The 13,886-nt window shown below is 52.8% G+C and carries 20 protein-coding genes; 16 read left to right on the plus strand and 4 right to left on the minus strand.

The features are described 5' to 3' along the window. The 13 genes from AC2A6O_RS21505 to AC2A6O_RS21565 form a co-directional block, all read left to right on the plus strand. A partial coding sequence (locus tag AC2A6O_RS21505) for a PAAR-like domain-containing protein (protein ID WP_498930172.1) occupies positions 1-641 on the plus strand: 641 nt, incomplete at its 5' end. A 138-nt stretch (positions 642-779) separates the two neighbouring features. After that, a complete protein-coding gene (locus AC2A6O_RS21510) occupies positions 780-1,325 on the plus strand; it encodes a polymorphic toxin type 15 domain-containing protein (protein ID WP_498930831.1) in 546 nt (181 codons plus the stop codon). A gap of 2 nt (positions 1,326-1,327) precedes the next feature. Then, positions 1,328-2,056 (plus strand): GAD-like domain-containing protein, encoded by a 729-nt coding sequence (locus tag AC2A6O_RS21515; protein ID WP_498930174.1) that lies wholly within the window; start codon positions 1,328-1,330, stop codon positions 2,054-2,056. Positions 2,057-2,223: 167 nt separating this feature from the next. Continuing rightward, positions 2,224-3,213: a type VI immunity family protein gene (locus AC2A6O_RS21520; RefSeq protein ID WP_498930176.1), complete on the plus strand. Its 990-nt coding sequence runs from the start codon at positions 2,224-2,226 to the stop codon at positions 3,211-3,213. Then, the gene (locus AC2A6O_RS21525) at positions 3,213-4,202 is read left to right on the plus strand and encodes a type VI immunity family protein (RefSeq protein ID WP_498930178.1); all 990 of its coding nucleotides are present in this window, start codon (positions 3,213-3,215) and stop codon (positions 4,200-4,202) included. The genes AC2A6O_RS21520 and AC2A6O_RS21525 overlap by 1 nt, the downstream gene beginning before the upstream one ends. Beyond that, on the plus strand, positions 4,202-4,516 hold the full coding sequence (locus AC2A6O_RS21530; protein WP_498930180.1) for a sulfurtransferase TusA family protein: 315 nt from the start codon (positions 4,202-4,204) through the stop codon (positions 4,514-4,516). The genes AC2A6O_RS21525 and AC2A6O_RS21530 overlap by 1 nt, the downstream gene beginning before the upstream one ends. Further along, entirely contained in the window at positions 4,468-4,815 is a 348-nt protein-coding gene (locus AC2A6O_RS21535) for a PAAR-like domain-containing protein (protein WP_498930182.1), read from the plus strand. Before AC2A6O_RS21530 ends, AC2A6O_RS21535 begins: the two co-directional genes overlap by 49 nt. A gap of 7 nt (positions 4,816-4,822) precedes the next feature. After that, positions 4,823-5,275 carry a hypothetical protein gene (locus AC2A6O_RS21540; protein WP_498930184.1) on the plus strand — a complete coding sequence of 151 codons (453 nt, stop codon included), beginning with the start codon at positions 4,823-4,825 and terminating at the stop codon, positions 5,273-5,275. A gap of 177 nt (positions 5,276-5,452) precedes the next feature. Next, positions 5,453-5,878: a tetratricopeptide repeat protein gene (locus tag AC2A6O_RS21545; RefSeq protein WP_498930186.1), complete on the plus strand. Its 426-nt coding sequence runs from the start codon at positions 5,453-5,455 to the stop codon at positions 5,876-5,878. 318 nt (positions 5,879-6,196) lie between these two features. Beyond that, positions 6,197-6,688: a hypothetical protein gene (locus tag AC2A6O_RS21550; RefSeq protein ID WP_498930188.1), complete on the plus strand. Its 492-nt coding sequence runs from the start codon at positions 6,197-6,199 to the stop codon at positions 6,686-6,688. A gap of 211 nt (positions 6,689-6,899) precedes the next feature. Beyond that, on the plus strand, positions 6,900-7,475 hold the full coding sequence (locus AC2A6O_RS21555) for an SMI1/KNR4 family protein (protein WP_498930189.1): 576 nt from the start codon (positions 6,900-6,902) through the stop codon (positions 7,473-7,475). Positions 7,476-7,821: 346 nt separating this feature from the next. Further along, the gene (locus AC2A6O_RS21560; protein ID WP_498930191.1) at positions 7,822-8,352 is read left to right on the plus strand and encodes a hypothetical protein; all 531 of its coding nucleotides are present in this window, start codon (positions 7,822-7,824) and stop codon (positions 8,350-8,352) included. A 318-nt stretch (positions 8,353-8,670) separates the two neighbouring features. After that, positions 8,671-8,793: a hypothetical protein gene (locus AC2A6O_RS21565; protein ID WP_498930193.1), complete on the plus strand. Its 123-nt coding sequence runs from the start codon at positions 8,671-8,673 to the stop codon at positions 8,791-8,793. Between the two features lie 359 nt (positions 8,794-9,152). Here the strand turns inward: AC2A6O_RS21565 and AC2A6O_RS21570 are convergent, their stop codons facing one another. Then, positions 9,153-9,701: a hypothetical protein gene (locus AC2A6O_RS21570; RefSeq protein WP_498930195.1), complete on the minus strand. Its 549-nt coding sequence runs from the start codon at positions 9,699-9,701 to the stop codon at positions 9,153-9,155. A 15-nt stretch (positions 9,702-9,716) separates the two neighbouring features. Between AC2A6O_RS21570 and AC2A6O_RS21575 the strand changes: the two genes are divergently transcribed. Continuing rightward, positions 9,717-10,265: a tripartite tricarboxylate transporter permease gene (locus AC2A6O_RS21575; protein ID WP_498930197.1), complete on the plus strand. Its 549-nt coding sequence runs from the start codon at positions 9,717-9,719 to the stop codon at positions 10,263-10,265. Further along, positions 10,262-11,047: a GntR family transcriptional regulator gene (locus AC2A6O_RS21580; RefSeq protein WP_498930199.1), complete on the plus strand. Its 786-nt coding sequence runs from the start codon at positions 10,262-10,264 to the stop codon at positions 11,045-11,047. The genes AC2A6O_RS21575 and AC2A6O_RS21580 overlap by 4 nt, the downstream gene beginning before the upstream one ends. Positions 11,048-11,253: 206 nt before the next feature. On the opposite strand, the gene AC2A6O_RS21585 is transcribed toward AC2A6O_RS21580, so the two are convergent. The 3 genes from AC2A6O_RS21585 to AC2A6O_RS21595 form a co-directional block, all read right to left on the minus strand. Then, positions 11,254-11,928 carry a type 1 glutamine amidotransferase domain-containing protein gene (locus AC2A6O_RS21585; protein ID WP_498930201.1) on the minus strand — a complete coding sequence of 225 codons (675 nt, stop codon included), beginning with the start codon at positions 11,926-11,928 and terminating at the stop codon, positions 11,254-11,256. Between the two features lie 28 nt (positions 11,929-11,956). Then, positions 11,957-12,988 (minus strand): NADPH-dependent curcumin/dihydrocurcumin reductase, encoded by a 1,032-nt coding sequence (gene curA, locus AC2A6O_RS21590; protein WP_498930203.1) that lies wholly within the window; start codon positions 12,986-12,988, stop codon positions 11,957-11,959. Between the two features lie 207 nt (positions 12,989-13,195). Continuing rightward, positions 13,196-13,630, minus strand: coding sequence for a hypothetical protein (locus AC2A6O_RS21595; RefSeq protein ID WP_498930863.1), 435 nt, complete (start codon positions 13,628-13,630; stop codon positions 13,196-13,198). Here AC2A6O_RS21595 and AC2A6O_RS21600 point away from each other — a divergent pair. After that, a complete protein-coding gene (locus AC2A6O_RS21600; protein ID WP_498930833.1) occupies positions 13,541-13,825 on the plus strand; it encodes a GNAT family N-acetyltransferase in 285 nt (94 codons plus the stop codon). The genes AC2A6O_RS21595 and AC2A6O_RS21600 overlap by 90 nt on opposite strands. Positions 13,826-13,886: the final 61 nt, after the last annotated feature.

Genomic DNA, 13,886 nt, shown 5'->3' on the forward strand with positions numbered 1-13,886 from the left:
GCTCCAGCACGACCTGCGTGCACGGCGATGCGCCGGGAACACGGAAAGGCGTCAAATCCGGCACGGTGGAGGATATCTGCGAACCCATCGGTCATGCACCGGAAGTCCGGGCAGAAGGCTCCAACGTCATCCGCCACCTCGACCGCTTCCATATGAATTGCAAGAATACCGTCGGCGAGGCGATTTTCGTCAGGGATACCGCCACCTACCAGGCACCGGAAGATAACGATCCGGTGCCGGGGTCTTTGGCACTCAGCAAACCTATTCAGCTTGCTTTCGACACATCAAGTCCAGAAGCACAGCAGATGCTGCGGGAATTGATGCAGCAATCCGCCAAGCGGGCGGCTCCGGCTGCTGGTGGCGAAGCTTTGGGCGGAGTGCTTTTGCGTCGCTTTGGTATTTGGGGAGCGGTTATTTATGAAGGCTATAGATTAGGACAAGAAGAAAACCAACGAGCCTGGAGCGATCCACTCAGTTATATGGAGCGGGAAGCCGAACGCTATGGTGGCGTAAAGAACTTCGATGCAGAAGAATTCGAGTTATTTGACAGAGCGGTTCGAGATCTGAAGGACGGTGTTCCGCAAGGGTTCGTTCGCGATGACTTCTATCGACAGATGCATCAATATCAAAGCCAGCGCTAACTCGCAGAGTTGCTGCAAAGCCAAGATCCAGATCCCGACGAAGACCCGAAGCCTTTGCCCGTTCCCGGACCGATGGATTCGAATGTTCGGGTCGATGAGGATGAAGACCGCAGATGCCGTTTGCTAACCATCTGTTTCATGCCCAGAAAGTCGACAATCGACTTGAAGGAATTCGAGCGGCAGATGGAGTTACAGGAAGACGGGTTGAACAGAATGACCCCTCAGGAAATGCTTACTAATCGTGCAGCATATCAAGCTAATCCAGTAGGTATGCGGGCACTTTCAACACCGTTTCAAGAGCTAGCAAGAGAAGAGTTCAAACAAACTGAGCGAGTTCAAAGAGCATTTCAACAAAAATATGGCCCGATAATGTGGCAAGAAGAAATGAAGAAATATCTTTCTTCTTCGGCCGCCCTGCATAATCCCGACATGGTAGCAGGAGGAGGGTACAAATCAGTCGTAGATCCAAATTTGCCAATAGAAGACCGTATTGGGGGATTGGCGGAAAATAGTTCCATGGGAAGTCAATGGATCAATCCAAATCGGAACGGGAATACTCGCGCGTCCCGACTCACAAAACACGCAGAAAGGCAAGCTATGAACAATTGCCCGAGTGTGCAAGTGGACTTGCGTTTGTGCGAAAGTGTGCCTGACGAGCCCGGCAAGCCAATCACGGAGCGGTAAGAATGGCTGAAAAATCCAATTACAACCTATTTGAAATCGATTGGTTTGCAGAAATTCTGAAGGCCTATTCACCGGATGATATTCGTCATCCAGACCCGTCTGAGATTGAAGCCTACAAAGGCAAATTGCCGGATTGCCTTTTGGAATTCTGGTCAAGTCATGGTTGGTGTAGTTGGACCAACGGACAGTACTGGCTGTGTGACCCAAAGATGGTAAAACCTATTATTGATTATGTGTTTCTAGGCGACCCGGAAATAGATCCAAATAAAATGTTTGCCTTTGGTTACACTGCTTTTGGGGAAATAGATATTTGGGACGGTAATGGGCAAATTCGTTTAAGCCTCCCACGAAACAAAGTTAGGATTGAACCGCGCGCATTTGATGAAGAACATCAAAGGTATGATACCGATGAAATGATTATAGGCGGTCGTTTGTCTGGTCGTGTATCTCCTGATTTAGACGTTTGGGAAGACGAGAACTACCAAGACATGATGCCGCAGGCTCTGGAACGTGTTGGAGCGCTCAAATGGGGTGAAATCTACGGCTTCGTTCCTGCATTGAGCATGGGTGGACGAAATACCGTCGCCTATTTACAGAAACAGCCTCTGGTAGAGCATTTGGTCTTCCTGGCCTCCATGGAGCCCCCCACCCTTTATGATTATATTCCACCCAAGGAAGGCGAAGGCGGCGTCGGTAATGTGGTGCCTGTAAGGCAGGTGGGGCCACAATAACATAGAATAATGGTCGGAAGAATTGGCTTATAATAAGGGCTTTGCCCGGAAGAATGATCTTACCAATTCGATATTGATGACTTTAGCGATTGCAGCAAATTCAAAATTCTTGGGACTGAGGCAAGTCTTGAGAGTTCGACGCCATATGATCCGGCAGATGAAGCAACATGCCTGAAGTTCTAGCGATACCCGACGATCTGAAACTCGATGCAAGCGATATAGAACAACGTGGAATTCTACGTAAGCCCAAAAGCCAGTTAATTGCATCCCGTGTAGGCGTCTTGCTGTCGATCTACTTCCTGGAGGGCTGGCGCAAAGACAAGCGCCAGGGGCTCATGCGGTGCCTTCAGTACTATATCGAATTCTTCGAAAAAGACATTGAATACTATCAAGTCGGCAATGAGAGAAGTATGCGCCGCTATAAGGGCGGCGGGCTTCCCGGGCCGTACCGGAACTATGCGGATTTGGACGAGAGCCAGAAGTTGTTTTTCTTCATCAAAGGGAAAACACCGCCGAAGGAGTATGACGACCCAAGCCTTTGGATGGCAATGGGCTTTGGCTTTGACAAAACAGACATTCGTCGACCGCTTTCCGCGCTTAAAGTCCATTTCCCGCCAAGCTTCGTCTTTTCCGATCCGAGCAGGTTTGCTGAGCTGATCGGGCAATGGAGTGAAGGCCTTGGCGCCATTCATGGATCCTGCGGTCTAGGAACCTTGTCTGTGCCGGGTCGTGAGACAATGGGAGGGGCCTACTACTACCCATGGCTGATGCAATACCCGGCGTTGGAATATGACGCTATGGGTGACTATTTCAGTGAAAGCCAATATGATGAAGGCTATAAATGGCCGCGCTCTTCGAACTGGCTGACAATTCTCGGCGAGGCCAATGTCGAGGCGCTCGGCGGTACGGCAGCAATCAAAGGCAAACTCTCTCCCGGGATGGATCTGCTGCCATTCGACGGTGGCATCCTTGTCCGGGCATCGGAGATGCCTACGCTCGGAAATCCCGACATGAGCGGTATTCCGGAAGGCTATTTCACAATTGCCCGTATCATCAAGCCGATCAGGTTTGAAGGCTATAAATACAACGTCCTGAAAGCGCCGTTTAGAAACAAAAACGCGGCAGTAACGCTCAGCTGGATCAGGCGGTTCGATTGATGCCTGTGGCGATGGATATACCGGTTGATCTCACGCTCAACGCCGAAGACATAGAACAGCAGGGGATCTTACGCTTGCCGAGAACCAAGCTGATCGTATCCCGTGTTGGGATTCTTCTGTCGATCTATTTTCTGGAGGGGTGGCGCAAGGAAAAACGGCAAGCCCTGATGCTCTGCCTTCAAGAGTATTTTGACCGGTTCGAACGAGATATCGAATATTATCAGGTAGATGATGAGTCATCGATGCGGCGCTACAAGGGGAGCGGTATACCTGAAGCCTATATGAGTTTCGAAAAACTGGAAGAAGATGAACTTTTCTATGTCAATGTTCAGGGACAAGAAAACGAGAAGGAGAGTGATGACCCTTCTCTCTGGAAATTCATGGCATTCGGGCAAGAAAGAAATAACTTCCGCAATCGTCTTTCCGGCTTGAAAGCACACATTCCTCCCTCTTTTGTATTTGCGAACCTGGATGAGCTCACGGATCTGGTTCGAATGTGGAGCGAACGCCTTGGTGCTGTTCACGGCTCCTGCGGCCTAGGAACCTTGTCTGTGCCCGGAAGAGAAGTGATGGGAGGCCCCTACTACTACCCTTGGCTAATGCAATACCCGGCGCTGGAATATGACGCTATGGGTGACTATTTCGTCGAAAGCGAGGAAAACGAGGGCTACATATGGCCGCGTTCCTCGAACTGGCTCACCATTCTGGGTAATGACAATGTCGAGGCGCTTGGTGGCGTTAAGTCGATCCGGGACAAGTTGACCCCTGAAATGGCTGTGTTGCCATTTGATGGCGGCATTCTAGTTCGGGCGTCAGAAATGCCCGCGCTCGGAAACCCCGATATGAGCGGCATTCCGGAAGGCTATTTTACAATTGCCCGCATCATCAAGCCGATCAGGTTTGAAGGGTATAAATACAACGTGCTGAAAGCGCCGTTTAGAAACAAAAACGCGGCAGTAACGCTCAGCTGGATCAGGCGGTTCGATTGATGCCAGGCACAACCTTCCCGGAAGATCTCAACGACCTGTTTGCTCCTTGCGACGTGATCGTGCTTGTGAGGCAGCGGTTCGAGATCGAGGACGGCGATATCATTGATGCGCGCGGCCTCAGATGTCCCCAGCCCGCACGCCGGCTCCGCAAGGCGCTTTCCACGCGCGCAAACGGTTGCCGTTTTGCGCTTGTTGCCGACGACCCTCTCGCGCGCATCGACATTCCCCAAGCGGCCCTGCAGTCCGGCGCCACCGTGGTTGCCCAATGCAGCATGGATACCGACGCGGCATTTTTGATCGAGACAGGCGTATAGGATTCTGCCTGACGCCGGTCGGCAATTCGGTTGTACCGATCCCTTATCAGATCGTCGACTATTGCGGCGACGACCAGGGCTATACGCCATCCGTGCGCTTCACGGGCAAGAAGGCGATGGTGCTGTGCTCCAGCACGACCTGCGTTCAAGGCGATGCGCCGGGAACGCGGAAGGGCGTCAAATCTCCAGAAGTAAGAAAATGGATTCTAGATCCTAACAATTATCGCTTTGAATGGGGACCTTGGAATTCTGCACGAGGTGCAACAACCCCATCAAGATATCTCCCGCCAACGAAATGAGGAAAATATGGAAAGAAAAGAAATACTACCTGAAGACATTAGAAATAAAATTGACCTAATTCTGTCAGAATCGGGGCAACATTATCAAAAGGGAGATATTAAAAGCTCTCTAAACACCGCAATGAGCGCGTGGGATCTGATCCCAGAGCCGAAAAATGCTTGGGACTACTATCCGCAAAGTCTATCTCGTGGCTTCGTTGAAGATTTTGTCATTCTTAGAGACATGGAAAATGTTAAAAAATGGATAGAAATAACCGCACAAATGTACGACGATCCAAATCATGAAGACCATCTTATTCTCATGCTGGAGGGAGAAGCAATGTTCGACCTTGGTGATCTAGACCGTGCTTATTACATATTCGATCGAATACATGAAATTTATGGACCTGAAGGTTTCAAAGGCGATCAGAAGAAATACTTAGACTTCTATAAAAATAGAAAATCTGCATCCAATGAATAATTCAAATAATTATCAAATAAAATTTCAAATTGTTAAACAATATTCAATTTGTTTTCCTTTTCCACGCCCAAATTTTGGGTAATACAACACCAAAAAACAATCATACGAGACTATTCAAGTGAACACACTTCAATTAAAATTCGGGTGGTCAGACTTTGCGGCTTTTAGGTTGAAATAATGAACACACTTTCCGAAGGGCTTTATGCAAAAATCCAGACACTTTCTGCTGAAGGAGACGCGTTTTCCGATATCGGCGAGCACATTCAAGCGGTTGAGAAGTACAGGGAAGCGGTAACACTACTGCCCCCTCCTAAAGAAGATTGGGAAGCATGGACCTGGCTCTATTGTGCAATGGGCGATGCCTATTTTTTCAATCAAAATTGGGATAGCTGCTACGACTCTTTTCAGCAGGCATTGAAAGGGCCAGACGCGCTAGGAAATCCATATATTCATTTGCGCCTAGGGCAATCCGCGTTGGAAATTGGCAAGGAGCAACGTGCTACCGATGAATTGCTTCGCGCGTATATGGGAGCTGGCTTAGAAATATTTGAACAAGAAGAAGGAAAATATTTAGACTTTTTACAATCAAAAATAGACATCTAATTTCATAACATTTCTGAAATTTTGATTTCTGCTCTGAGAATTTATGCTTTTGCTCCAAAAATTACTCGGTCTAATTCTGACGACTTAGTCCTTTTTTGGGCCAACGCTGGAAAGCTATACAGCAGAAGTTGAGCGCCTCTTAGGCATCACACTCCCGCCCAGCTATCACAACTTAATAAAGGCGCACGGAGTTAGCTCGTTCATGGATGCGGAATTCTATCGCGTCATCGCAAGTACACTTCAGTGTCTCGCACGATCTGGCACATCTTTGGTGTCCGCTTAAAAAACAGGCGCCGTCGCGGGAGCTAACGTCAAACCATGAAAACGAAATTGCCTATTGAATTGACGCGTGCCTGCGCACTCTCCGATCTGACGCTTGCGCTCGTTGCTGTTCGAGATACCGCCGAGGCTTTCGATCCAGACGGCCGCTTCTATCGCTATGATCGCAATGACACGCCGCCGCAAAACTGGACTTATGCGGATTTTCAATTCCACACCCAATCAATGACAGTCTTTCATAGTGACGAACACCCGACACCTGACGGCTATTTTGTTCTGATGTCCTCGGAAGGAGACGTCTATCATACTTACTGGCAGGAAAATTTTCAGGAGAAGGTCAAGGGGGCCGGTAGTTGGAGTGACGACGCCAGAGGTTATGGTCGCCTGACGAAAATCAAGCAAATCGGACCACGCCTTTATGCTTGTGGAGAAGGCAGACAAGCCTACGTTCGACAGAGCCGTGACAACTGGAAAATGTTGGCGGATATCCTGATTTTAGCCCCTACCAGAAGGGAGATGCATTCCACCTAGAGAACCCGACAGGGCGCGTGAGTGCCAATGAAACTGCGTTATTTAGAGAGCACCCTGACGCATTTCCTGCAGGTAAACCTCCCAACACCATTCTGCATCACATGGAGGATGGTCGCGTTGCGTTTATCGACAAAACAGTACACGAAAGTGTCGCGCACAGTGGATTTAGGTCCATCCAAAAAACAGATCTATTCTAAGGACGAGCCGCATTATGGACTTAGAGAAACTTAATTCAAAAGTATATGAAATGTGGAAAGTGAGGCGAGAAGCTGGGCCAGACTACTTTCAACCAAGTTCGGATGAAGAAATATTAGAAATTGAAAAAATCTGCGGCGCGTCATTACCAGAGGATTATAAAGATTTTTTGCGTAATTATTCTACAATCGGCGCGGTTCCAAGAATAGGGGCAAATTATTTCCCCTGTGACTTTCCTGAGAAAAAAGCGATTTGTTATACCTTTACAATTGTCCCATGGGCAGCACTGACAATTCAGGATGCGGAAAGTCTATATAATGCTGATCGCTTCAGAGATAACGTAGGTCCACGGGTTCCTAAAGAATTGCTACCATTAACTAGCGACGACTACGCAACGATCCTAATAGACTTGCGACCTGAAACATATGGGAACATCCACTTTATCAATGAAATTGAACATCAAACATTTGGTACGCCAGGATATGGTTGGAACAATATCGGTTACGTTGCCCCCAATTTTACGGCTTTCATCAAAGAACTTGGAACAGAAGAAGAATTGAAAGCACGCTACCCTGGCCGGGACATCATTTGATTTTCCTACATCAAAATTGAATGGTGCAACTCGTGAATTTCACTGCCTATGAACAGACGTACAGTCGGCTCGAAGGCGCCGTTGATGCCATCGCTGAAACGTCGTTTGGTCGTTGGAAGATGGATACGAGTTTCTATCTCCGCCAGATGCGCCCCCGGTGCCAACCCCTGGCATGGTACGGCTCGACGGAGCCGTTATGGAGCGCATCGAATCCAGGCGTAGGGTCGGTGTGCTTCGTCATTTGCTGCTGACGTTTTCCAGTTATCGAGAACGCATGGGTGGCGATTGCAAACGCTTCGTGGCTACCGCGCATAAGCGCGCTACAAATACGGCAAGGAAATTTTGAATGAGCGAAGTTTGGACTGTTCAACCGGGGAAGGGTGTGGGTCCACTGGAATTCGGCATGACACATGCTGAAGTTGCCAAGTTTGAAGGTATTATGGGGCCTTTGGACGAGACAACGGAAGAAACACTTCCCGACGGCAGGGTGGTTCGAAACGAGTTTCGCGATCTTGATGCTCCAGAATGCTCGTTCGAAGGTGGTTTACTTACCCAAATAGGTATTGGCGAATCCGAAACTATCGACTTCAGATTCGAAAATGTTTCGATTTTCAAAGATGATCCGCAGCGTGTCTATTCCGTGCTGGGGCGAGCTGCTGGTGCAGTTTTCTGGCATCACAACAGTGTCCTCCTTACTTTCTTAAACTTGGAGATGATTGGATTTGTGATGGAGTACAGCCCGAAGGGAAAACCACCGATTTTCAAGAGTAAGACAGCTGGATTTACTTGGCCAAGACTGATTTTATTTAAACCGGGGTTTCTAACGTTTGAAGAGAAAGATCTCATAGAGATATCGAACGAGGCAAAAGAAACCTAATGGTTCGCGCATGTAACACCTGTAAAAAAGGCTGCGGAAATGGCGTCGCGCAAACGCGGCGGTCGGACGCGTAGCACAACAACGTTTGGTGCCATTTCACAGTAAAATCGCAGGGCGGGCCGCCGCCACTGCTGATAAGCTTAAACGATATCTTGCGCCGACTTGAGATGGAATAATGCGCGAAGCTCACACTGCGATCGGACGTAAGGCGACGAAAAAGTTACGCCGGCCTGAATGAAATTTGTCCCCGTCCTCAATGTTCTCTCAACGGCTTATGACATCTATGATCTCGCAAGTACAGTCTACGATATTTACAAGATGATCGACGATCAATTCGGCGTATTCAAGGGGAATGTCTATGAGATTTTCCCCGATCTTGCGGTAGAAAGGCCGGATGGAAAGCTTCAGGACATTTACGATTTTAAATTTGACGGCGACTGAATAGCCCCGCGTTTTCTAGACGCCTTCGGAGTTCCTTTCCTGCTGTCGCCGCATCTCTCAGGGCGCCTCTGCACTCCAGCAACAGATCGCAGTAGCCTTCCAGAGCGTGCCCACTTCACAGGACAGTTCCTTGAATCCCTGGCTCTGCTCGCCGTTCTTTCCTGGTCGCTTGCGATCCCTGCGATGGCAAATCTGGCGAACTTCGACTACGGGGACACTTTGACCGACGGGACTTCTGCGGCGTTGTGTTCTGGCCGGGTGAAGTACCTTGCTTTTGGGCCTCTTGACCGGGCGCTGATGCCATCGCACGGTCGACGCAAATGTCCAGGTGATGGCTGAGGGCCTTCCGGCGCCCGTCGTCACGTTGGGGCCGGTTCGTCCCGGTGCAGGTAGATTGGTGTCGTCCAGGCCTGGTTGCCATCTTCCAGGTTGACGCAGATCCAGATCGGAGTGTCGCCTTTGGCGGCTATATCCACCTCAGCTTCGAAAGAGGCGCTGCGGTCCAGCGGCTCATCGGGCAGTCGTTGGGCAACCAGCTTGCGGGCGAGGCCTCCGGCTTCCATCACCACGGAGTCCACGTTCATGGTTGCCGGAGCCAGAGACAGGTCGCCATGGTTGGTTGTCAAACGCACATCCGGCGCATCACCTGCCAGCCACATGTCGCAGCCCATACGGTTGCCGGTCGTGATCGTGTTGAAGATCGCGCTATTGGAACCGACCTGATGCAGCGGTTGCTCCGGGTTCAGGCGGTTGACCGGCGCAAACCGAGCAATCTGGCCATCCGAGACCTGAACACGGCCCTGCCAGCGGGTGTTGCGCCCGCGGCCCCGGTATTCGGCTCCAGACCACATCAGGCGGAGCCGGCTGCCCAGATCTGCATCGGTGTACCCGCGCCAGAGCGTGACCACATTGGTGCCGCTGCGATGTTTCCAACGATCGCCCTCGGCATCCCCGGAAACATCGCAGCGGCTCTGCTGATTGGGGCCTTGATGATGCACGGGGTCGTGCCCGGTCCCTTCATGCTGCAAATGCATGGAGAGCTGATCTATGGACTTTTCGCCTCGATGATTGTCGCCAACCTGCTTCACCTCTTGATCGGGCGGGCGGGACTGTCGCTTTGGATTCAATTCGCCCGCGTGCCGCGGCGGATCATTCTTCCACCGGTGCTGATGCTTTGTATATTCGGAATATATCTGCCGTCGCAATCCCTGTGGGATGTGGGCGTGATGCTTGCCTTTGCCGGCATGGGCATTTTGTTTACACGCGTCGGCATTTCCGTGGTCTGCACGGTGATCGGCTTTCTGCTCGGCGAGATGTTCGAGACGTCCCTGCGCCAGTCGCTGCTGCTTTATCAAGTGGATGGGCTATCGATTCTGGCAAGTCCGGTAGCTGGTATCTTCCTGTTGCTTACGATTATGATCGTAGCGCGGGCCATTTGGCGAGGCAGCAGGAAGAAAGCATCGACAGCATGAGCAATACCGGTATTCGGGAACTGAAGACCGCGTCGCTGGATCTATGTGACCTGCTGCAGCAAAAGCTTGCCGAGGAGCATAGCCGTAACCCGCGTGAGACCAAGCGCAGCGCATTGCGGCTGGCGTTGATTTCCGCAATCCGTGACGGTGTCGTGAGGCCTGGTGACCGGCTTCCGCCAGAAGCGGAAATCGCCCAGCGTCTGTCCCTTGCTCCTGGCACGGTGCAGAGCGCGCTTGGCCAGTTGCAGGACCTTGGCCTGATCGTGCGCCGGCGTGGCGACGGAACGCGGGTGGCGGATGGCGAACCTATCGGCCCCAACGTCTGGCACTTCCGCTTTCGTGTCGCGGCGACCGGCAAGCATTTCCGCGTTACCTCCACTCGGGTGGAAGTGCTGCGAACGAATGAAACCGGGGTTTGGTCGGAACACCTGGGAGATGGCCCCTATACGGTCATCCGGCGCAGGATGTCGGGCGACGGCATCAACGTGGGTGCCGAGATGTATTTGCCTGCGGGATTGATCAATATCGACAATATCGAACTGAGCGAGCTGGAAGGCGTCAACGTGCGCACCCACCTGGAGGCGTTGCTAGGCAAACGCGCTCAGCGGCTTAGAACCACTGTCGCGACAATGCAGCTGTCCCTGCGCGATGCAGCCATGTTCGATCTGGTGCCTGATACACCGGTTTTCTTCATCCAGGCCCGCACCAGGCTAAGCGACGAGAAGCCGTTATATCACCAGAACATTTATGCCCCTTCCGACCTTCTGGCGCTCGAATTCTGATGTGGCCGTTCATCTCCTAGGGAACCTGGGCACACCCGATCCACGGGAAAGCCTAACTTCTCCAGCCGGGTGCAGGTTGGATTCAGAACTCAGGTAAAAGCCCACCTTGCCGGTGACAGCGGCAACAAGGATATTCCTTCGGCACTCCCGTTCATTCTGATTTCAGATGAACGGGGCGACCGTTACAGCCACCCCGTTCAGTCAGGTCACAGCAGGGCGAGCAGCTTGTGAGCGGCCTCTCCTGATGACGCGGGGTTCTGCCCGGTTACCAGCTTGCCGTCGGTGACCACGAAGGAGGCCCAATCGTCGCCCTTCCTGTAATCGCCACCGTTCGATTTCAGCATGTCCTCAACCAGGAACGGCACGACGTTGGTCAGGCCGACACCCTCTTCCTCGGTGTTGGTGAAACCGGTCACCGTCTTGCCCGACACCAGCGGCTTGCCGTCCGTGCCCTTGGCGTGCTTGAACACGGCCGGCGCGTGGCAGACAGCGCCGACGGGACGGTCGCTTGAAGCGAATGCTGCGATCAGAGCGATGCTGTCCTTGTCTTCGGCGAGGTCCCACAAGGGTCCATGTCCGCCGGGAAAGAAGATCGCATCATAGCCCTCGGCCGAGACGGTCGAGAGGACCTTGGTGTTGGCGAGATCCTTCTGTGCGGCTTCGTCTGCCTTGAACCGTCTGGTGGCGTCGGTCTGGGCATCGTCGCTGTCGCTGGACGGGTCCAGTGGCGGCTGTCCACCCTTCGGCGAAGCCAGGGTGATGTCGGCCCCGGCATCCTTGAAGACGTAATAGGGCGCGGCGAATTCTTCGAGCCAGAACCCCGTCTTGTTGCCAGTGTCACCCAGTTGATCGTGCGATGTTAGCACCATGAGAATTTTCATCGGATCATTCCTTTGATTTTCAGAAAGCTTATGCGCTCAGCTTGATGACGCGTTTGCCGAAAGCCTCGCCGTTCAGCAGGCCAATGAACGCTTCGGGTGCCTTTTCCAGCCCGGCGATCATTTCTTCGCGGTATTTGATCTTTCCCTGCCTGACCCAGTCGCCCATCTGCCTGGCGAACTCGGGGTATAGGTGACCGAAGTCATCGAAAACGATAAAGCCGCGCATGGTCATCCGCTTGCGCAGGATCGTGCCCAGAAGCAGGTTCATCCGGTCGGGGCCATCCGGCAGCGAGGTCGCGTTATATTGCGAGATCAGCCCGCACACCGGGATCCGTGCGGAGGTGTTGAGCAGGGGCAAGACCGCATCGAAAACCGCGCCGCCGACGTTTTCGAAATAGATATCGATGCCATCGGGGACAGCAGTTTCAAGCGCCTTGGGGAAACCGTCGGCCTTGTAGTCGATGCAATCGTCGAAGCCGAGGGTATCCACGACATGGCGGCACTTCTCTGGACCGCCTGCGATACCGACGACGCGCAAGCCCAGGATCTTGCCGATCTGTCCAACCGTTGCGCCCACCGGACCACTGGCCCCGGCGACGACGAGGGTTTCGCCCTCTTTCGGCTGCCCGATCTGGGTCAAACCCGACCACGCCGTCAGCCCCGGCATGCCGAGAACGCCAAGCGCCCATGAGGGATTTTCCGGCGACTTGCCCATGTTGATCACGCCGGAGCCATCGGACAGGACGTAGTCCTGCCAGCCGCCGAAGGCCACGACCCAGTCGTCCTTGTCGAAGCCGGCCACGTCCGATGACACGACCTGTGCCACGGTGCCGCCCACCATCACCGCGCCAATCTCGACGGGTGCAGCATAGGAGGGCGCATCGCTCATCCGGCCGCGCATGTAGGGATCGAGCGACAGATATTCGTTGCGCAAGAGCATCTGGCCAGGACCCGGGCTCGGCACCTCTGCAGTTTCCAGCCGCAAGGTGTTGCCGTCGGGAGCGCCCTTGGGACGTTCGACCAGTACGTACTTGCGGTTTTCGGTGTCGGTTTGAGTCATGAGGTATTCCAATTTGTTTCAATGTCGTCGTGCAGGTGGGGGTTTTTCGACACCATCACAAGGGACGCGCCCCGCACATCATGAAAGCTGTTCAAAAGCGGTCAGGCACAGGCGCCACCCCAACAGGTCAACTCGTAACTACGGACTTGGATCCCGAAGAAAATGCTGGACGGGTCTTCGGCACAGACCATTCGACAGGGCTTCTCGTTAGGGAAGTACGCGCACCGGCATGTGCTGCCTGCCGGCCACCGCGACGATCCGTGCCAGCAGACCTTCGAACTCAATCTTCCAGCCTTCTGCGACGCCGCCAAAGTCCGCTTCAACACCCTTGAGTATTGAGTTACGAGTGTTGGCCCCTGACACGAACCCGATGGACGTAACGTTTTGATACCCCGAGATCTGGTCATCCGCCCCGCTCAAGCGGCGGATGCCACCGCCCTGGCAGCCTGCATCGACGCGGCATATGCCCAATATTCTGATCGCATCTCCGATTTGCCCCCGGTTTCCGAGGGGTGTGCGGAAGACATTGCCGTCAATCAGGTCTGGGTTGCCGTGCACGGCGATGATGTTGTTGCTGGTCTCGTTCTTGTCGCCGGTGATGGTTTTTTGAAACTGGCGAACCTCGCGGTCCGTCCCGACCACGCCAGTAAGGGTTTGGGGCGACGACTGATCGAGCTTTCAGTAAGCGAGGCCAAGCGGCAGGGATATGGCGAAATGCGTCTAAACACACACGTCGATATGCCTGACAATGTCCGATTATATCAGCACCTGGGGTGGGTTGAGGTGTCCCGAAGCAACAACACCGTCTCCATGAAAAAGTTTCTACCGGATAACTGACCCCTGGAACCGGCATGCTGATGGCTACGGCGGCAACGCCGACGTTGAAAGCCCGTAACCC

Source organism: Labrenzia sp. ATLA3, from assembly GCF_057180185.1.